This window comes from Sulfuriferula sp. (genome assembly GCF_054605375.1).
This window is the reverse complement of record NZ_JBTSEG010000034.1, coordinates 1-19601: the sequence shown is the minus strand read 5'-3', so window position 1 is coordinate 19601 and position 19601 is coordinate 1. Positions and strand designations below refer to the sequence as shown.

Below are 19601 nucleotides of genomic sequence, written 5' to 3'. Positions count from 1 at the left end.
GGGCAGGTTTAAGCGTTGTCATCGTAACCGGTTACTTCCAGATCGAAACCGGATAGTGAAGGCATTTTACGCTGGGTTGCGAGCAGGCGCATTTTTCCGACTCCGATGTCTTTCAATATCTGTGCGCCGATACCGTAATTGCGTACGTCCCATTTTTGCGGAAGCTGGGTTTCGGGTGCCGGTAGAGCACGTGTGAGTAAGTCGGCTGCATTTTCCGGACGGTGCAGCAGAACCACCACCCCCTTACCTTCGGAGGCAATCCTTGCCAGTGCCTGATTAACGCTATAAGCATGGGTGCAGCTGCCGACTTCGAGTACATCCATCACCGATACTGGTTCGTGAACGCGCACCAGCGTTTCGCTGGCGGCACTGATGTCGCCCTTGGCCAAAGCCAGATGAGCAGCGCCGGATATTTTTTCACGATAGGCAATGAGCTGGAATTCACCATAAGCCGTTTTGATCTGACGGCTGCCGACACGCTCCACCAGACTTTCATTCTGACTGCGGTAATGAATCAGATCAACGATGGCGCCGATTTTCAAACCGTGGGTTTTGGCGTATTCCAGCAAATCCGGCAGACGTGCCATGGAACCATCATCCTTGAGGATTTCGCAAATTACTGCGGCGGGTTCCAGTCCGGCCAAGCCAGCCAGATCGCAGCCCGCCTCGGTGTGGCCGGCGCGAATCAGCACGCCGCCGGGTTGGGCGCGCAGCGGAAAAACGTGGCCCGGCTGGATGATGTCGGTGGCTTTGGCGTGTTTGGCGACGGCGGCCTGGATGGTGAGCGCCCGGTCGGCGGCGGAAATGCCTGTCGTCACGCCGGTTGCCGCCTCGATGGAGACCGTGAACGCGGTGCTGTACGGCGTCTGGTTGTCAGCCACCATCTGGCGCAATCCCAGTTGCTTGCAGCGTTCGTCGGTCAGCGTCAGGCAAATCAGGCCGCGTCCGTGCGTGGCCATGAAGTTGACTGCTTCGGGGGTGGCAAATTCGGCCGCCATGACCAGATCGCCCTCGTTTTCGCGGTCTTCCTCGTCCACCAGTACGACCATTTTTCCGGCTTTCAGGTCGGCGATGATGTCTTCGATAGGGCTCAGGCTCATGTTTGGTCTCGATAATTAAGGATGCGTTCGGCGTAGCGCGCCATCATGTCCATTTCCAGATTGACCCGGCTGGCAGGTTGGAGCGCATGCAGATTGGTATGTTCCAGCGTATGCGGAATAAGGTTGATGCTGAAGCGGTCACCGTCCACGCGATTGACGGTGAGGCTGACGCCGTTGACGGTCACCGAGCCTTTGGTCACGATGAATTTTGCCAGTTCGCCTGGCGCGCGAATAAGCAGCTCGAAGCAGTCGCCTACCGGGTCGAAGCGCAGCACTTCGCCGACGCCGTCGACGTGGCCGGATACCAGGTGGCCGCCCAATCGATCCGACAGTCGCAACGCTTTTTCCAGATTGACCAGGCTGTGCTCGGGAAAGCCCACGGTGCAACGAAATGTTTCTGCCGAGACATCTACCGAGAAGTGCTGTGCATCCAGCGCCACGACGGTGAGACACACCCCGTTGCAGGCGATAGAGTCGCCCGGTGCCACATCGCTCAAATCCAGATTGCCTGCGTCGATCGTCAGCCGCGCATCCGCATTGCGGGCTTGCACGGTTGCGATCTTGCCGACTGCTTGAATAATGCCTGTAAACATATTAATTCTTTTCAAATTGTGCAGTAATACGCATATCCGTACCGATCTGGCGGATATCCTGTATGGCCAGTTTGCGACGTTCCTCCATCTGCGCCGGCTCGGGCAGCGCAAACAGGCCGCGCGCCGTGTCGCCCAGCAATATCGGGGCGATATACATCACCCATTCGTCCACAAATCCCGCCGCAATCAACGCGCCATTGAGTGTGGCACCGGCTTCGGTCATCACTTCATTGATCCCGCGCTGCGCCAGTATGGACAACAGTGCACCCAGGTCAACCTGTCCTGCATCACCCGGCAGGCAACGGATTTCTGCACCGGCGGCTTCCAGCGCGGCGATACGCCGGGCATCCGGTTCAGAGCAGGCAATCAGGGTTGAAGCACCGCCCAGTATTTTAGCCGAGGGTGGGGTTTGCAGACGAGAATCGACAATGACCTTGAGCGGTTGGCGCGTGGTTTCAATATCGCGCACATTCAATGCGGGGTCATCCGCCAGCACCGTGCCGATACCGGTCAGAATGGCGCATGAGCGGGCGCGCAGGCGGTGCACGTCGCGGCGCGCTGCCTCGCCGGTAATCCATTTGCTGATGCCGCTGGATAGCGCCGTTTTGCCATCCAGCGAACTCGCGGTTTTGATACGCAACCACGGGTGCCCCATGACCATGCGTTTGATAAAGCCCGCATTGAGTTCGCGGGCCTGCGTTTCGAGCAGGCCGCATTCGGTCGCAATGCCGGCCTGCTGCAACTGAGCCAGACCATTGCCCGCTACCTGCGGATTGGGGTCCTGCATGGCGACCACGACGCGCGCCACGCCTGCGGCGATCAGCGCTTCGGCGCAGGGCGGCGTGCGGCCATGGTGGCTGCATGGCTCCAGCGTGACATAGGCCGTCGCGCCGCGCGCCGCTTCACCGGCCTCGCGCAACGCGTGGATTTCGGCATGCGGCTGCCCGGCCTGCTGGTGCCAGCCGCTCCCCACCATCACCTCGTTTTTGACAATTGCACAGCCTACGCGCGGATTCGGGCTGGTAGTGTACAGGCCACGCTCCGCAAGCTGTAGCGCGTGCGCCATATGAAGGTAATCTGCTTGCGAAAACACCGGCTTATTTATCAAAATCTTTGAGCACGTCACGGAAATCATCCACATCCTTGAAGCTTTTGTATACCGAAGCAAAACGGATGTAGGCAATCTTGTCCAGGCGCTTTAACTCGCCCATCACCATCTCGCCAATCTGGCGCGCAAGCAATTCACGTTCACCCAGTGATAGAACCTGCTTGACGATGCGATCAATGGCGGCATCCACGTATTCGGTCGGTACCGGGCGCTTGTGCAGTGCGCGGCGGAACCCTTCGTGCAGTTTTTCCTGGCTGAATTCCTGGCGGACACCGTTGCTCTTGACCACTTGCGGCAGGCGCAGCTCGATGGTTTCGTAGGTGGTAAAACGCTTGTCGCAAGACGTGCAGCGGCGCCGCCGGCGAATCGAATCACCGGCTTCGGAAAGGCGCGAATCCACGACCTGGGAGTCGAATGCGCTGCAGAATGGACATTTCATGAAAACATTTCAGTGGCCGAATAAAGTTGGCTGGGAACAGCCTGTTATGGCTGTTCGTCCCGGTTCATCCGTATACCGGATATTTTTTGCACAACGCCTGCGCGGCAGCAGCCACCCGTGCGATAACTGCCTCATCGCCGGGTGCATCGAGCACGTCGGCGATCAGATGCGCCAATTGCTCGGCTTCCAGTTCCTTGAAGCCGCGTGTGGTCATCGCCGGCGTACCGATACGGATACCGGAGGTGACAAAAGGTTTTTGCGGATCGTTGGGGATGGCATTTTTGTTCACCGTAATGTGCGCCCGCCCGAGCACGGCTTCAGCCTCCTTGCCGGTGAGATTTTTGGGTTGCAAGTCCACCAGGAACAGGTGCGAATCGGTACGGCCAGAGACAATACGCAGGCCGCGTTCCTGCAGCACCTTGGTCATTACACGTGCATTGTCGACCACTTGTTCCTGATATAACTTGAAATCCTTGCCCATGGCTTCCTTGAATGCCACGGCCTTGCCGGCAATCACGTGCATCAGCGGGCCGCCTTGCAGGCCCGGGAAGATGGCGGAGTTGATCGCCTTTTCGTGTTCGGCTTTCATCAGGATAATGCCGCCGCGCGGGCCGCGCAGCGTCTTGTGCGTGGTGGACGTCACTACATCCGCGTGCGGCACCGGGTTGGGGTATACGCCCGCAGCAATCAATCCGGCATAATGCGCCATATCCACCATGAAAATTGCGCCGATTTCCCTGGCGATTTTGGCAAAGCGCTCGAAGTCGATATGCAGCGAATAGGCCGAGGCACCGGCGATAATCAGCTTGGGCTTGTGCTCGCGGGCGAGGGCTTCCATGCGCGGGTAATCAATTTCCTCTTTTTCGTTCAAACCATAAGCGACGGCATTGAACCACTTGCCCGACATGTTGAGTGCCATGCCGTGGGTGAGATGGCCGCCTTCGGCCAGACTCATGCCCATGATGGTGTCACCCGGTTTGAGAAAGGCCAGAAATACAGCCTGGTTGGCCTGCGATCCGGAGTTGGGCTGCACGTTGGCCGCTTCTGCGCCGAATAATTTCTTGATGCGGTCGATTGCCAGTTGTTCGGCGACATCCACATGCTCGCAACCACCGTAGTAGCGCTTGCCCGGATAACCCTCCGCGTATTTGTTGGTCAGCACCGAACCCTGCGCCTCCATGACCGCCGGGCTGGTATAGTTTTCCGACGCGATCAGCTCGATGTGATCTTCCTGACGGACGCGTTCTGCCTCCATGGCTTTCCAGAGATCGGGGTCGGTTTGGGCAAGCGTGTGCTGAAGGTTAAACATCGGTAGGCATCCTGTGGATAATCGAGGCATGCATTTTATCATGCCATGGCTGGGAAAATTCGTAGAAAAAACTGATACCTAACCCGGGTTGGGGATAATGCATGAGTATAATTCATGGACGGACGGAACTTTTGCCGCTCGTCATGCCGCCGGTTCCTTTGGCGGAGTGTAATAAGTCAGCAGGATTTTTTCACTGCCAAATAGACTGGAGATGACAATGACTCGTTCCCTTTTGATTGCTGCGCTGATGGCCATGACCCTGGCCGCGTGTAGTAAAAAAGAAGAAACCCCCACCCCCGCTGTTGATGCTTCTGCCCCGGCCCCGGATATGACCGCACCCGCCACGGATGCATCAAACGCAGTAACTGCGGTAACCGAGGATGCCAAAATCGCCGCCGACAAGGCCGCTGAAGCTGCCGGCCACGCTGTTGATGCAACCAAAGACGCCGCTAAAGATACCGCTGCGGTTGTTGAAGGTGCCGCCAAAGGCGCAGTTGCTGGTGCCAAGGATGCAATGAAGAAATAAGCAGCATTTCAGGTGCATGAAAAAGCCGGTTTTTGAGCCGGCTTTTTTTGTGCGGTATTATTTTATATCCGGTGCAGATTCCCGCCGGCTGGTTTCACCGGCATGCAATTCCGCGCGCAGGGCTTCGATTTCTCCACGCAGTGCTCTGATATCGTGATGCATCTCGCGGCGCATCTGCCGTTCATCTTCATCCATGAAAAATGCGGCGATACTTGCCGTCACCAGAGAAAATATTGCATAGCCCAGCAACACCACGAACACGGCGAACACCTTGCCGGCGGCTGTTCGCGGCACGACGTCGCCATACCCCACGGTGGCGCCGGTAGTAAAAGCCAGCCACAAGCCGTCGGCGTAGCTGTGAATACCGGGTTCCAGCCAGTAAAACCCCGCGCCTGACATCATCAGCGTGGCCGTGCCGATAAACACAATCGGTATCACCCCTTTCAGGGTAAACAGGCCGCGCAGATATCCCATCAGGCGCAGCAGCACCAACGCGGCAAGCGTCATGCGCAGCACCCACTCCACACCCGACCAGGTGCCAAGCGAACCGGCAACCTGACTCAGCGCGACCCCCAGCATCACCAGCACATCCACCCAGTTGCGGCGCAGATAGACCGTGCGTGCATGGCTGAGTGCGAGCATCATGATCAGGTGTGCCGCATAGGCGAGTGCGACGATGCCGTACAAAGCCCGCCCGGCATTGCCGATTGCCGGCGTCGGTGCGGCCAGTTCCAGATAAAAGGCCGGGATGGTGAGCAGGGTGATGAAGAACATCGGCCAGTGCAGCCGCGCCTTCCAGCTTAGCGTACGTGGATTGTCGTGTGGTGACGGCCCTGCCATACCGAACAGGAAAATGGGTTCATTGAGCATGGATCAGCGTAACTTTATCATCAGTGTCAGGAAGTACATTATTCATGCTTTCATTTTCTGCTTGGGAAGTTTAAATTCGTACCGTTTGTATTTTGCACCACCAAAAAAGGAAGCGCCATGACGTCCAATCCATCTGTTGCGCCCGCTTTGTCCGCCATCACGCTTGCTGGCGGTTGTTTCTGGTGTCTTGAGGCGGTATATGAGCGCCTGCAGGGGGTGCACAAGGTGACTTCCGGTTATATGGGTGGTCATCTCGATAATCCCAGCTATGAGGATATTTGCACAGGAAGAACAGGCCACGCGGAGGTGGTGCAGATTGAATTCGATCCGGCGGAATTGAAGCTGGAAACGCTGCTGGAAGTGTTTTTTACCATACACGATCCAACTACGCTGAATCGTCAGGGTAATGACCGCGGCACGCAGTATCGTTCGGCGATTTTTTACCACACACCCGAGCAGCAGGTTGCGGCCGAAAAAATGGTGGCGGATTTGACGGCGCGGCAGACCTGGGAAAATCCGATTGTCACAGAAATCAGTCCGGTCACGACCTTTTATCCAGCCGAGGCATACCACCGGGAATATTTCCGTAATCACACGCAGCAGCCCTATTGCCAGTTTGTGGTAGCGCCGAAACTGGGCAAATTCCTGCAGGTTTTTCCGGACAAAAGCCGTACGCTTGAGCCCGAATAAAATGGCTAACAAAACCCTGAATACCCGCCAGAAAATGGTGTTCCAGTTACCGCAGCAGAAACCTGTGCAGAAGGCAAGGCAATGCGCAGAAGGCAAGGCAAAAGGCAAAAATCAAAAGGCAAAAATGAGAAATCAGTATCCGGGGAGGTCGTGAATTTTCACCTTTTGATTTTTGCCTTTTGCCTTTTGCCTTGCCTTTATCCCGCCTTACCCAGCCGCATTCACCACCGCCAGTATGCTTTCGCCATAGGCTTCCAGCTTGCGCGCGCCGACGCCGGAAACGCTGCCCAGTTGGTCGAGTGTGGCCGGACGAAGTTGTGCAATCTGCGCCAAAGTGGCGTCGTGAAAAATGACATAGGCCGGGACGTTGTGCTCGCGTGCGGCGGCCTGGCGCCACACCCGTAGTTTTTCGAACAGTGCGTCGTCCACCGGGTTTTCCGGCGCGGCGATGGGGCGGCGCGATTTGCGTGCGGTTTTGCCAGCGATTTCCTGGCGCATCCACACCTGCTGCTGGCCTTTCAGCACTGCGCGGCTTTTGTCGGTCAGGGTAAGTGCGCCGAAGGCGTCGTGATCCACGCCTATCAAGCCTTGCGCGACGAGCTGGCGAAACACCGCGCGCCAGCCTTTTTCGTCCATTTCCACACCCACGCCGAATACCGTGAGTTTGTCGTGCCCCCATTGTTGCACCTTGTCGGTGGCGTGGCCGCATAGCACATCGATCAGGTGCACCGCGCCGAAGCGGCTGCCGGTGCGGTACACGGCGGACAATGCCTTTTGCGCGGCGACGGTGCCATCCCAGGTAGCCGGCGGGCTGATGCACACGTCGCAGTTGCCGCATGCTTCGGCATCCTCGCCGAAATAGTTGAGCAGGCGTACGCGGCGGCAGGTGGTGGCCTCGCACATGGCCAGCAGCGCGTCAAGCTTGGCCAGCCCGACGCGCTTGAATTGCGGGTCGGCGTCGCCGGATTCGATCATGCGCCGCTGCTGTACCACGTCGGTGAGGCCGTAGGTCATCCACGCGTCGGCAGGCGTGCCGTCGCGCCCGGCGCGGCCGGTTTCCTGGTAATAACCTTCGATGCTTTTGGGCAGGTCGAGATGCGCCACGAAACGCACGTCGGGTTTGTCGATGCCCATGCCGAACGCAATGGTTGCGGCCATGACGATCCCGTCTTCACGCAGAAAGGCATCCTGATTGCGCTGGCGGGTTTGCACGTCCATGCCGGCGTGGTAGGGCAGGGCGCGGATGCCCTGTTTTTCCAGCCAGGCCGCAGTTTCTTCCACCTTCTTGCGCGACAGGCAATACACGATACCTGCGTCGCCGCGATGCTCGGCCTGGATAAAGTCGAGCAGTTGCTTGCGCGGGTCGGCTTTCTCCACGATCTGGTAGCGGATGTTAGGGCGGTCGAAGCTGGAGACGAACTGGCGCGCGTCTTCCAGTTGCAGGCGGGTGACAATCTCGGCGCGGGTTTGCGCGTCGGCGGTGGCGGTGAGCGCGATGCGCGGCACCTCGGGAAAACGCTCGTGCAGCAGCGAAAGCTGGATGTATTCCGGGCGGAAATCATGTCCCCATTGCGATACGCAATGCGCCTCGTCAATTGCGAACAGCGCGAGTTTTGCACGTCCGAGCAAATCCAGAAAACGCGGCGTGACCAGCCGTTCCGGCGCGACATAGAGCAGATCCCACTCACCGCGCAGAAAGGCTTGCTCTACTGCACCCGCCTCCTGCGCCGACAGTGCGGAATTCAGGTAAGCGGCACGTACGCCGGCTTCGCGCAGCGCCGCCACCTGGTCGTGCATCAGCGCAATCAGCGGCGACACCACCACACCGGTACCTTCGCGCAGCAGCGCGGGAATCTGGTAGCACAGCGATTTGCCGCCGCCAGTGGGCATCAGCACCAGCGCGTCGCCGCCGTTCGCCACCTGCTCGACCACTTCGGCCTGGCGTCCGCGAAACGCCGGGTAGCCGAATACCGTGTGAAGCAGGGAAAGCGCGTTCAGCGCAGCCAATTGCGCCGCCAGAATATTGCGATCATGACGAACGCCATGCCGCCCATCAACCCCATTGCCAGACCAAAACCATGTGGAAGCGCCAGCCACGGCATATGCTTGAAATTCATGCCGAAAATCCCCGCCACCAGCGCGGCCGGCATGAACAGGGTAGTAATCACCGTCAGCGCGCGCAGCTCGACGTTGAAACGGTTGCTCAGGCTGGACAGGTAAACATCCAGCATCCCCGCCTGCAGGTCGCGCAGGGCTTCGATGGATTCGACGATGTGCACGGTATGGTCGTAGACGTCGCGCAGGTACAGCCCGGTACCGGGCTGGAAAAATCCCTCTTCGTTGCGAATCAGGGTATTCAGTACCTCGCGTAGCGGCCACACCGCGCGGCGCAGGTTATGCGTAGCGCGGCGCAGTTTGTGCAGGGTTTGCAGCGATTCCTGATCAGGTTTTTCCAGCAGCGCATCTTCCAGTTCTTCGGTGCGTTCGCTCAATTGTTCCAGCACAACAAAATACTGATCCACGATGGCATCGAGCAGCGCGTACGCCAGATAGTCCGCGCCAAGCTTGCGTATCTGCCCACGCTCGTTGCGCAAACGCTCGCGCACCGGCTCGAATGCACCGCTGGATCGTTCCTGAAAACTCAACACGGCGTTGCGCAGCAAAACCAGACTGACCTGATCCGAACTCAGCATCAAACTATCGGATTCATAACTCACATAGCGTGCCACCACAAACAGGTAATCGCCGTAGGATTCAACCTTGGGGCGCTGGTCGGTATTCAGGATATCTTCCAGCACCAGGGGGTGCAGGGCGTAACGCGTGCCGATTTCACGCAGCACGGCAATGTCGTGCAAGCCATGCAGATTCAGCCAGTGCACAGCGTGCTGTAGCGTATACGCCCGCCAGGCAGCGGTGTCGGCAAATTTTGCCTCGGTCATCCCGTTGTTGTCGTATTCAATCACCGACAACTCTGCCGTCGCTGCTTTGATTTCGCCCATGTGCATCAGTGAACCGGGCGGCAGTCCGGCTTTCTTGGCGCGATGTTTGCGTGAGCGGTGATGGTTTGTGCGGTGGCTTTTGAGCATGACCAATGACCTCAATGTTTGATTTGCGGCGCCGGCACTGGCGGCACTGCGACAAACAGCTGCGCTGCATCGACCGGATCAAAACGGTATTGGCGGTTGCAGAACTCGCAGCGTACTTCGATTTCGCCGCGTTCCGCCAGTGCGGCTTCCACTTCCTCGCGACCCAGCATTTTCAGCATGTCGGCGACCCGTTCGCGCGAACAGGTGCAGCGATAGCTGACCAGTTCGGCCTCAAGCACACGGACATCTTCTTCATGAAACAGATGCTGCAAGATGGTTTCAGCCGGTAACGTGAGTAATTCCGCCGGTTTCAGGGTGGCTGCCAGATGTTCTGCGCGGTTCCAGGCATCCGTGTCGGCAGCTTCCACGCCCGGCAAGCGCTGGATCAGCATGCCGGCTGCGCGCTGCGTATTGGCAGCCAGATGGATTTGCGTATCGAGCTGTTCGGAATTTTGCATGTAATGCGTCAGTGCCTCGGCTACGCTGACGCCCGTCAACGGCACGATGCCCTGATAGTTCTGTTTGCCGCTGGCGGATTGATCAAGGGTGATGACAAAGCGGCCTTCTTCCAGCAATGCCTCCAGACTGCCCGTGGGTACTTCACCTTCCCATTTTGCAGCAGCGCGCAGCGTGCGATCAGACGTGGCTTCCACCACCACCAGTTTGACCGCGCCGCTCCCTTGCATTTGCATAATCATGCCGCCGTCGAATTTAAGAATGGCGCTCAGCAATGCCGCAGCCGCCATCAATTCACCCAGCAGTATTTGCAGCGGCGCGGGGTAATCGGCGTGTTTGAGCACTTCCTGCCAGGTGGCGTCAAGGCTGACCAGTTCGCCGCGCACCGGGGCGGATTCAAACAGGAAACGGGTGAGGGTATCGGTAGTGGACATGGATAGTATTAAAAAACGTTTTGCCACGGAAGTTTCGTGATTATACCTTGCCAGCCTGACGCGCTTTCTGCATAGTTACAGGCTTTCATTTGTCATTGTCTTACATGCTGCCATCCATAGAACACCGCATTGCCACCGAACTCAGCGCCCGTCCCAATCAGGTTGCTGCCGCCATTGCCCTGCTTGACGAGGGTGCCAGCGTGCCGTTCATTTCACGTTACCGCAAAGAGGCCACCGGCGGCCTGGATGACACCCAGATGCGCAACCTGGAACAACGCCTGGGTTATCTGCGCGAGCTGGAAGAGCGGCGCGGCAGTATTCTTGCCAGCATTACCGAGCAAGGCAAGCTGACGCCGGAACTGCAAAACCAAATCACCCACGCCGATACCAAGCAATTGCTGGAAGACCTTTACCTGCCGTACAAGCAGAAACGCCGCACCAAAGCCCAAATTGCGCGCGAGGCTGGCCTGGAGCCGCTTGCCGAGGGTTTGTTGAACGATCCTGCACGGGTGCCGGAAACGGAAGCCGCTCGCTATGTGGATGCCGATAAGGGGGTCCCCGACACCAAGGCTGCCTTGGAAGGTGCGCGCCACATCCTGATGGAACGCTTTGCCGAAGATGCCGTGCTGCTGGGTCAACTACGCGCGCATCTCGAAGAAAACGGCATATTGGTATCCAGCGTGACGGAAGGCAAACAGGAAGCCGGTGCGAAATTCCGCGATTATTTCGATTATCGCGAACCGCTGAAAGCGGTGCCGCCGCATCGTGCGCTGGCACTGTTCCGCGGACGCAATGAAGACATGCTGCGGGTGTCATTGAAATTGCCGGAAGACCTGGACGAGGGCGCGACCTCCAATCCGTGCGAAGGCATGATCGCCCGGCGCTTCGGGATTGTTAGCCAGGGCCGCGCCGCCGACAAATGGCTGGCCGATACGGTGCGCTGGACCTGGCGCGTGAAACTCTCGCTGCATCTTGAACTGGACTTGCTGGGCAGCTTGCGCGAGCGCGCCGAAGAGGAGGCGATCCGCGTGTTTGCCCGCAACCTGCACGACCTGTTGCTGGCTGCGCCGGCCGGACCGTGTGCCACCATCGGCCTCGATCCCGGCCTGCGTACCGGCGTCAAGGTGGCGGTGGTGGATGCCACCGGCAAGCTGCTCGATACCGCCACCATTTATCCGCATGTGCCGCGCAACGACTGGGACGGCGCTTTGCACACACTGGCGTTGCTGGCCCACAAGCACGGTGCGCAACTGATCAGTATCGGCAACGGCACCGCCTCGCGCGAGACCGACAAGCTGGCTGCCGAACTGATCGGCAAGCATCCCGAACTCAAGCTCGGCAAAGCCGTGGTGTCGGAAGCGGGTGCCTCGGTATATTCCGCATCGGAATTCGCCGCGCGCGAATTTCCGCAACTCGACGTCAGTCTGCGCGGCGCGGTGTCCATCGCGCGGCGTCTGCAGGACCCATTGGCCGAGCTGGTGAAAATAGACCCGAAATCCATCGGCGTCGGCCAGTACCAGCACGATGTCAGCCAGTTCAAACTCGCCAAAAGCCTGGATGCAGTGGTAGAAGATTGCGTCAATGCCGTGGGCGTGGATGTGAACATGGCCTCGGTGCCGTTGCTGGCGCGCATTTCCGGGCTATCCGCCGCGCTCGCCGAAAACATCGTGGCCTACCGCGACGCACACGGTGCGTTCTCCAGCCGCGAAGCGTTAAAGCAGGTGCCGCGCCTGGGTGCGAAAACCTTCGAGCAGGCGGCCGGATTCCTGCGCGTGCGCGGCGACAATCCCCTCGACGCCAGCGCCGTCCACCCGGAAGCCTACCCGGTCGCGCAGCGCATTCTTGCCGATCTGTTGGCGCGTCTGGATGGCAAGCCCGATGGCCGCGCGCTGATTGGTCAGAGCGGCGTATTCAACGCAGTGGATGCAAAGCAATACACCGACGAGCGCTTCGGCCTGCCCACGGTGCAGGACATCCTGCGCGAACTGGAAAAACCCGGCCGCGATCCGCGCCCGGCGTTCAAAGCCGCCATCTTCAAGGACGGCGTGGAAGACCTCAAGGATTTACAGCCCGGCATGGTGCTGGAAGGTGTCGTCACCAATGTGACCAACTTCGGCGCGTTCGTTGATGTGGGCGTGCATCAGGACGGCCTGGTGCACATCTCCGCGCTGGCTGACAAGTTTGTCAAAGATCCGCACAGCGTGGTCAAGGCCGGCGATGTGGTGAAGGTGAAAGTGGTTGAAGTCGATGTGCAGCGCAAGCGTGTGGCACTGACCATGCGGCTAGGCGATGCGGCACCGGTTGCGCGCGACAAGTCTGAATCCAAAGCCACGCCGAAGCAGGTGCGTCAGGCTGCCGTGCCTGCACCGGCAGGCGGTGCCATGGCGGATGCGCTGGCGCGGGCAATGCGCAATAAATAAATTGCTGAGTCGGTTAACGCACGAATAGCCAGAAGTGTTCCTGGTTATCTCCGGGCCGTTCTCCCTGCCATACCTGGCGCCAACCCGGTGTGGCAGGGCGGGGTGGATGATCCGCCGCACCTTCTACCAGCAGCACGTCGCAATTGACTACGGGGTGTATTTCACGGCGCAGGGTCAGCACATTGGAAAAATAATGCAGCATGCCACGCTCGGATTCGCCCAGGCCGCTACTTTCCACACAGCGGCGCTGCGCAGGCAGATAGGGTTGCATGGACTCGAACACGCTGCGATAGCTTTTGGCTTCATCCACCCACGGCAGCCACAGCATGGAAAACAGCAACCAGCCCAGCGTGATGCCGGTAGCCATGCTGACCACCGCGCGCGCAGCAAGGCGTGGTAGCCAGCGCCAGGATGCGAAGTAAGCCAAGGTCGCCACTAGCGCCAATGCAAACGTCAGCGGGTTAAACAGCATGTGATAGTCCGCAGGCAGCACGCGGGTAAGGAAATGCCACGCGGGCGCACGACCGGTGGCCATCATGATGCTCCATACCGTCCACATCAAGGCAGCGATGGCGGTAAATAACAAACGGGCGGCAATGTCGCTGTAACGATTCCAGCCATTCGGCAGCGTGTTCACCGAGGGCACGGCCAGCACGGCCAGCGCCGCCAGCATGGGCAAGCCGTAAGCCGTACGCGCCGAAGCCGAGACCAGTAAAACCGCCAGATACACCGCAAAAGCCACCAGCCCGTATTGCAGCGGCGGGCTGCCAGTAATGCGCGCGCGTTGTCGCCACAACGTGTACAGCGCCAGCGGCAGGGCCGGAAACGCAAACCACGGCAAGGTTTTTGGCCAAAACCAGGGTTCATTGCCGGCGCCGAGTTCCGGTACCGAAAAACCCAGAAAGCGCCCGACATTGTTCAGCCAGAACCACACATAAAACAGATGCGGCGCGCGCTCATACAATATGATCGGCCAGATCAGCAGCCACGGCAGCGCGGCAAGCAGCGCGATACCCAGACTCCGTGCGTAAACACGCAGACGCCAGGTGCCGAACAGCAACGGCAGCAGCAATGCGGTGACCCCGATCACACCGGGAACCAGCAGGCCTTTGGCAAGAAACCCCACCCCTACGCCGGTACCCAGCCATATCCCCCCAGGCCACGCGCGTTCACGGCTCAACGCAAAGCCGTAACCGGCCATCGCAAAACCGGTGAGCATGGGCACGTCGGTAATCATGCTGTGGCTTTCATACAGCAGGCCAAAGCATGCAATCAATACCAGCGCAGCCAGCCGTCCATGCCCCTTGCCCCACCAGCGGCGTGCTGCCAGCCCGGTCGACATCAGCGTGATGGCGCTGAACAGTCCGCTGGCGAGGCGTGCGCCGTCATGCAATGGCAGCCAGGGCGAAAATGTGTGCGCCAGTCCTGCGCCTACCCAATAGTACAGCGGCGGTTTTTCCATGAAGGGCTCGCCGGCCAGCATCGGCACTACCCAGTTACCGCCTTGCAGCATGTGATAAATGATGGCAAAAACGTAGGTTTCGTCCTGCTTCCACGGGTCGTGCCCGATCAGACCGGGCAGCAGCCAGGCGACGGCCAGCAATAGAAACCAGGTCAGCGGAACGGGCAGCCCGCGCTGCCCGGTTTGAGGTTGCGCCATCGGTGCTAAAGCTGCACAGCAAGCGTGCCGGAGCGCCCGGCGATTTCGCCCGGCATGACGCGGGCACGCGGCAATGCGGCAGCATCCAGCGCAGCGAAATAATCCGCCATGGAAACCAGCGTATAGCCCTGGCGCTGCCAGCCGGCAAGCAGGTGTTCGAATACCGGGGCCAGCTTCATGCCTTCGAGTTCGGCGTGCAAGGTATAGACATGGCCGGTAGGCGTCTCAGCCTGGGTCATGGCCAGCACGGCATCGGCGACGTTATTGGTATCCACGCCGTCGGCGCCGATCAGTTCATCCAGCGTGGGTAGCGTGGTGGGCAGTTGTGGGCAACCGGTTTGCCCGTTCGCCAGCAGCGGGATGAAAGGATGGGTGCCGCGCGAATCGGAACAATACGTCATGCCCCACAGGCGTTCCTGCTCGAAGGCGCTATCGTTCATCTGCCAGCCTGCCGCACCATGGGTAGATGCAGGCCGGCCGAAGATTTCCGTATAACGCTGCATCGCGCGCGCCATTTCGCGCTGCGTCCATGCGGCGTCCTTGCCGGCCACATAGTCCTGCCATTTGACGTGGTCGAAGGTGTGGATGCCGGTCTCGAAACCGGCATCGCGCACGCTGCGCAAAATATCGGCGCAGCCACGGCCGATATCCGGTCCCGGCAGCAGCGTGCCGTAGAGCAGAGTTTTCAGTCCGTAATGTTCGAGCACCGACGTGCGCGACACTTTTTTCATGAAGCCGGGGCGGAATGCCCGGCGCAGCGCCCGTCCCGTGTGATCGGGGCCGAGGCTGAACAGGAAGGTCGCACCCGCACGATGGGCTTGCAGCATCCGCACCAGCTGCGGTACGCCTTCGCGCGTGCCGCGGTAGGTGTCGACGTCGATTTTCAGGGCAAGCAGGCGCACGGTTTAATCCATTTAACAGATGGTGGAAAATTGCGGGTGCAATTGGCGAGAGATTGTACCGCATGAGCGAGGCGGTGCAGATCGGGTTTGAAAGTTCAACGTAGCGCTGCGGCCTTGTAAACTGCATTGCGTTCGCGTTTGCCCACGGCGACAACCACGACCACCAACTCACTATCGCGGACTTCATAGACCAGCCGGTAGCCGACATTGCGCAGCTTGATCTTGTATCGGTGTTTCGAACCGGACAGTTTCGATGCGGGTACATTTGGATTCAGCAAGCGCTCTTCCAGTTTTTTCTTGAACTGCTCGCGCACGCTGTTATCGAGCATGCCCCATTCCTTCCAGGCCTCCTCTTTAAAGGCAAGGTTATAGCTCATTCAGCTTGACTTTGATTTCAGCCTGACCCGCGCGGGCATCAGCCAACGCATTCAGTTCCAGGTCTTCCAGCCGCTCCATCAATGCCTCGTAAGCTTTCGCCGGGACGCAGTAAAAAGCCGGTTCGTTGCGGTTGAGTATCGCCACCGGAAACCCCTCGCCAGCCGCAACCGTCCCCATGGGATTCTTCTTTAATTCCGAAATACTCGCAGCGGTTTCCGCCAGAATGACGCTTGCCATGATGCTCTCCAGCACGTTAAGTAGCGCCAATAATGGCACTCGTAACTGGTCTTGTAAAGCTAGCTCGGATAAGGCGCAACGTAAGGTGCCAATAAGCGAAGCGCATTGCACCGGATGTTTTCTGTGCCGGTTTTATCCCCTTCTGCGCTGCCTCGATTTGCCGATCAAGCCGGGGGATTTCGGCGAGGACTGTTTGAGCGCGTAGCGCGAGTTCCGCAGCCGCCCGGCTTGAGCGGCAAATCGAGGGTAGTCCGAAGGACCGGTGCAGTGGGGTGCCTTTCTCTTTGGTTCCTTTCTCTTGGGCAAACAAGAGAAAGGGACTTGCCGCCGGGCAATCCCCGGCCTACGGCAGCTTGCGAAATGCCATTTGCCCTGCCCCGGCATCTTGTTAGCGTGTTAAAACATCGCCTTTTCGAGCAACAGTCAAGGCCTGACCCTGTGCTTCTTCCTGTGCTTCTGTAATAAATCGTGCTTGCCCCTTTGATTCTTTGATTTTCCTATTTTGCCTTGCAATCAGATTTACGCCAGTGTGCTGGGGTTGGACGATCTTGAAGGTGTCGTTCCCGTGCAACATGTACCGTATGGCCCTGAGCGCAGGCCCACTTTTCGGCTGCAAGCTGAGTAGTGAATGTGCCGCCTACCTCTGCTTCATTCACGATGACAACATGGTGAGTTACTCCATGTGTCTGGTTGTTTGATTTCGGTCGGTACTCAACATAAGCATTTGCCATTACTTTCTCCTAACGGTTATGGTTCTACGGCAACGCGCCGTCTGTATAATATGGGGGTGATTTCCTAAGATTCAATTGAGAACCGCCCAACGAGGCTGTAGAAAAACTACTTGAGGGGTCAGGCAAACCGGTTTTCGGGGGTCACTTGATCCTTCCCCTGTCCACGATCGTTGAATACAGCGCATTTTGAGAGGTCGATTTTTATTCATTGTTGGTCCGATTTTTCGTCAGAGGGTTTTTCTACAGCGTCAACGTAAAAGTGAGGGGTTGCGCGCTTTTTGCGCCGCTTGACTGTCGGGTTAGCGGTTTTACACTTCGGGTTTGAGATCGCCATTTTTTAATGCTTCAAGGGCTGACAATCGCCCCTCAATTTCGGACTCGCTCAAAAGCCCTTTACGGTATAAATCTCTCAGAAAATCCTCGGATTCAGAAGCCTGTTTCCGTGTGTTGCACTTGTGGCATGCCGCGACGATGTTTCTGTAACTATTATTTCCGCCATTAACTTGTGAGACAACATGATCTAACTCGCAATTTTCTGCTGAAATTGCTGATAGACAGAAAAAACACCTGTTTCGTTCGCGGTTGATCAGAGAGGAAAGGTATTTTCTGCCACTAAAGAAATCAATGTCTTCAATGTTGAGTTGTACCTCAACTGCGTGGTGGATTGAAATTCCAAGCTCATCAGGAAGTAGAACTCTAACTGTATGGCCATTTCGTGTTTGTTCTAGCTCGATGCACCCGTTCTCGGCAAGTTGACGAATGGTTTTCCTAGCTTGCCATGCAGAGCAGTTAAGCGCACTTGATATGGTTGACAGCGGAATGGTGGAACTTTCAAAGCCCCTCATCCGAGTTTGATTTAACAGATAAAGGTACATGCCTCTCTAGTATACATCGAAGCCATAGTGAGGGATTAGCACATCCTCAACACTTACCAATATTTTTTGCCAATCCAATGTTGACTCCTTACCGCTAACGTCTGAAATCACCGGCCTGCGCGGTTTTTTGCGCAGGTCCGGTGGATTGATGGGTTATGCGTCTTCATGCATTTTTCCCGAAATACAGAGGGCTTTTGTTGTCGTTTGTCTTCAACCAATGTTCGTAACCATCAATCTCTGGTCCGCCGAGATTGAGAGCATATTCCTCTCCAAATATCGCGACTACGATGTAATACTCGTTAGTGCGCGTGACCAAGATGTCGAATTCATGTAGCACTTCATACGGTTCCGTTCCTTCAATAAATTGAAAGTCCGGGGGGTAAATGGAGCGGTGCGAGTATGGCCAAGCCTGTTTCGGATTGCCGAATCGTACATAACGCCTCAGCCCGCGTAGGGCGCAATCGTTATTGCGCCGAATGGACGCCGCATCCGGTGCAATGCGCTTCGCTTATTGGCATCCTGCTTAGGCCTTACGCAAACCGGGCAAACCCGCCCTCGAAACCTCTGCCTTAATTCACCAAGTCCCTCGCCGCAGCGACCTGATCCTTATACGCATCAAACACGTGCTTGAGCGCTTGTTCCATGCTGTACTCGGGCTTCCAGTCCAGGTCTTTCATGGTGTTTTCGATTTTCGGCACGCGGTTCTGCACGTCTTGGTAGCCTTTGCCGTAGTAGGCGGCGGAGCTGGTTTCGACCATCTTCACCTTGGCGGCGTTGTCGCGGTATTCGGGGTAGGATTTGGCCAGTTCCAGCATCATGGTTGCCAGTTCCTTGACCGAGAAATTGTTGACCGGGTTGCCGATGTTGTAGATCTGGCCGTTGGCGACGCCGTCCTTGTTGTCGATGATTTTCATCAGCGCGGAGATGCCGTCGGCGACGTAGGTGAACGCGCGTTTCTGATTGCCGCCGTCGACCAGCTTGATGTCCTCGCCGCGCACGATGTGGCCGAGGAATTGGGTGATGACGCGCGAGCTGCCCTCTTTAGGCGTATGGATGCTGTCCAGCCCGGCGCCGATCCAGTTGAACGGACGGAACAGGGTGAATTCGAGCACGCCCTGCATGCCGTAAGCCCAGATGATGCGGTCCATGAGCTGCTTGGAGCACGAGTAAATCCAGCGCGGCTTGTTGATCGGGCCGAGTATCAGCTCGGAATTTTCCGGGTCGAATTCGGTGTCATGGCACATGCCGTAGACTTCCGAGGTGGACGGGAACAGCACGCGCGTGCCGTATTTGACGCACTGGCGCACGATCGGCAGGTTGGCTTCGAAATCCAGTTCGAACACTTTGAGCGGGTCGGTCACATACGTGGCCGGAGTGGCGATGGCGACCAGCGGCAGCACCACGTCGCATTTCCTGACGTGGTATTCGATCCATTCCTTGTTGATGGTGATGTCGCCCTCGAAGAAGTGGAAGCGCTCGTTGCCGGCAAACTCGGCGACACGGTCGCGATTCATGTCCATGCCGTAGACTTCCCAGTCGGTGGTCTCCAGGATGCGCTTGGACAGGTGATGACCGATGAAACCGTTGACGCCGAGGATAAGGATTTTTTTCATGAATAGACTCGTTTAAAAGTTGAAAATTTATATCAGGGGTACTGAATGGCGACCATATTGCTGGACAAAGTCGGCTGGTGCAATGATTTGTCCGTCCAGTTCCAGTTCAAGGATGCGCAGCGTGCCGCCATCTCCGCATGTCGCATGGAAAGTTTTACCGTCACAAAGCAGGGC

The 19601-nt window shown here is 57.9% G+C and carries 18 protein-coding genes; 3 read left to right on the top strand and 15 right to left on the bottom strand.

Features of this window, described 5'->3' with window-relative positions:
- Positions 1-8: 8 nt before the first annotated feature.
- The 5 genes from ribBA to glyA form a co-directional block, all read right to left on the bottom strand.
- Positions 9-1100, bottom strand: coding sequence for a bifunctional 3,4-dihydroxy-2-butanone-4-phosphate synthase/GTP cyclohydrolase II (gene ribBA, locus ACYCZJ_RS14430; RefSeq protein WP_461554931.1), 1092 nt, complete (start codon positions 1098-1100; stop codon positions 9-11).
- Positions 1097-1693, bottom strand: coding sequence for a riboflavin synthase (locus ACYCZJ_RS14425; protein WP_461554930.1), 597 nt, complete (start codon positions 1691-1693; stop codon positions 1097-1099). Before ACYCZJ_RS14425 ends, ribBA begins: the two co-directional genes overlap by 4 nt.
- A gap of 1 nt (position 1694) precedes the next feature.
- Positions 1695-2759, bottom strand: a complete 1065-nt coding sequence (ribD, locus tag ACYCZJ_RS14420) for a bifunctional diaminohydroxyphosphoribosylaminopyrimidine deaminase/5-amino-6-(5-phosphoribosylamino)uracil reductase RibD (RefSeq protein WP_461554929.1) — start codon at positions 2757-2759, stop codon at positions 1695-1697.
- Between the two features lie 31 nt (positions 2760-2790).
- Positions 2791-3240, bottom strand: coding sequence for a transcriptional regulator NrdR (nrdR, locus tag ACYCZJ_RS14415; RefSeq protein ID WP_461554928.1), 450 nt, complete (start codon positions 3238-3240; stop codon positions 2791-2793).
- A 64-nt stretch (positions 3241-3304) separates the two neighbouring features.
- Positions 3305-4549, bottom strand: coding sequence for a serine hydroxymethyltransferase (gene glyA, locus ACYCZJ_RS14410; protein ID WP_461554927.1), 1245 nt, complete (start codon positions 4547-4549; stop codon positions 3305-3307).
- Between the two features lie 217 nt (positions 4550-4766).
- Here glyA and ACYCZJ_RS14405 point away from each other — a divergent pair, with 217 nt between their 5' ends.
- On the top strand, positions 4767-5075 hold the full coding sequence (locus ACYCZJ_RS14405; protein ID WP_461554926.1) for a hypothetical protein: 309 nt from the start codon (positions 4767-4769) through the stop codon (positions 5073-5075).
- Between the two features lie 57 nt (positions 5076-5132).
- Here the strand turns inward: ACYCZJ_RS14405 and ACYCZJ_RS14400 are convergent, their stop codons facing one another.
- Positions 5133-5945, bottom strand: a complete 813-nt coding sequence (locus ACYCZJ_RS14400; protein WP_461554925.1) for a potassium channel family protein — start codon at positions 5943-5945, stop codon at positions 5133-5135.
- A 117-nt stretch (positions 5946-6062) separates the two neighbouring features.
- Here ACYCZJ_RS14400 and msrA point away from each other — a divergent pair, with 117 nt between their 5' ends.
- Positions 6063-6635, top strand: a complete 573-nt coding sequence (msrA, locus tag ACYCZJ_RS14395; protein ID WP_461554924.1) for a peptide-methionine (S)-S-oxide reductase MsrA — start codon at positions 6063-6065, stop codon at positions 6633-6635.
- Between the two features lie 207 nt (positions 6636-6842).
- On the opposite strand, the gene recQ is transcribed toward msrA, so the two are convergent.
- Genes recQ through hslO form a run of 3 tightly spaced genes read right to left on the bottom strand, consistent with a single transcriptional unit; the run spans position 6843 to position 10638 of the window.
- Positions 6843-8642 carry a DNA helicase RecQ gene (gene recQ, locus ACYCZJ_RS14390; RefSeq protein WP_461554923.1) on the bottom strand — a complete coding sequence of 600 codons (1800 nt, stop codon included), beginning with the start codon at positions 8640-8642 and terminating at the stop codon, positions 6843-6845.
- Positions 8630-9721, bottom strand: coding sequence for a magnesium/cobalt transporter CorA (gene corA / locus ACYCZJ_RS14385; RefSeq protein WP_461554922.1), 1092 nt, complete (start codon positions 9719-9721; stop codon positions 8630-8632). The genes recQ and corA overlap by 13 nt, the downstream gene beginning before the upstream one ends.
- An 11-nt stretch (positions 9722-9732) precedes the next feature.
- A complete protein-coding gene (hslO, locus tag ACYCZJ_RS14380; RefSeq protein ID WP_461554921.1) occupies positions 9733-10638 on the bottom strand; it encodes an Hsp33 family molecular chaperone HslO in 906 nt (301 codons plus the stop codon).
- Between the two features lie 77 nt (positions 10639-10715).
- Between hslO and ACYCZJ_RS14375 the strand changes: the two genes are divergently transcribed.
- On the top strand, positions 10716-13031 hold the full coding sequence (locus ACYCZJ_RS14375) for a Tex family protein (protein WP_461554943.1): 2316 nt from the start codon (positions 10716-10718) through the stop codon (positions 13029-13031).
- A 13-nt stretch (positions 13032-13044) separates the two neighbouring features.
- Here ACYCZJ_RS14375 and ACYCZJ_RS14370 read toward each other — a convergent pair whose 3' ends face one another.
- From ACYCZJ_RS14370 to ACYCZJ_RS14345, 6 genes are all read right to left on the bottom strand, one after another.
- Entirely contained in the window at positions 13045-14691 is a 1647-nt protein-coding gene (locus ACYCZJ_RS14370; protein ID WP_461554920.1) for an ArnT family glycosyltransferase, read from the bottom strand.
- A gap of 5 nt (positions 14692-14696) precedes the next feature.
- The gene (locus tag ACYCZJ_RS14365) at positions 14697-15593 is read right to left on the bottom strand and encodes a polysaccharide deacetylase family protein (RefSeq protein ID WP_461554919.1); all 897 of its coding nucleotides are present in this window, start codon (positions 15591-15593) and stop codon (positions 14697-14699) included.
- Between the two features lie 95 nt (positions 15594-15688).
- The gene (locus ACYCZJ_RS14360) at positions 15689-15970 is read right to left on the bottom strand and encodes a type II toxin-antitoxin system RelE family toxin (RefSeq protein WP_461554918.1); all 282 of its coding nucleotides are present in this window, start codon (positions 15968-15970) and stop codon (positions 15689-15691) included.
- Positions 15960-16208: a type II toxin-antitoxin system Phd/YefM family antitoxin gene (locus ACYCZJ_RS14355; protein ID WP_461554917.1), complete on the bottom strand. Its 249-nt coding sequence runs from the start codon at positions 16206-16208 to the stop codon at positions 15960-15962. Before ACYCZJ_RS14355 ends, ACYCZJ_RS14360 begins: the two co-directional genes overlap by 11 nt.
- Positions 16209-17247: 1039 nt before the next feature.
- The gene (locus ACYCZJ_RS14350; RefSeq protein ID WP_461554916.1) at positions 17248-17814 is read right to left on the bottom strand and encodes an HNH endonuclease; all 567 of its coding nucleotides are present in this window, start codon (positions 17812-17814) and stop codon (positions 17248-17250) included.
- Positions 17815-18383: 569 nt separating this feature from the next.
- Positions 18384-19427 carry a bifunctional UDP-4-keto-pentose/UDP-xylose synthase gene (locus tag ACYCZJ_RS14345; RefSeq protein WP_461554915.1) on the bottom strand — a complete coding sequence of 348 codons (1044 nt, stop codon included), beginning with the start codon at positions 19425-19427 and terminating at the stop codon, positions 18384-18386.
- Positions 19428-19601: the final 174 nt, after the last annotated feature.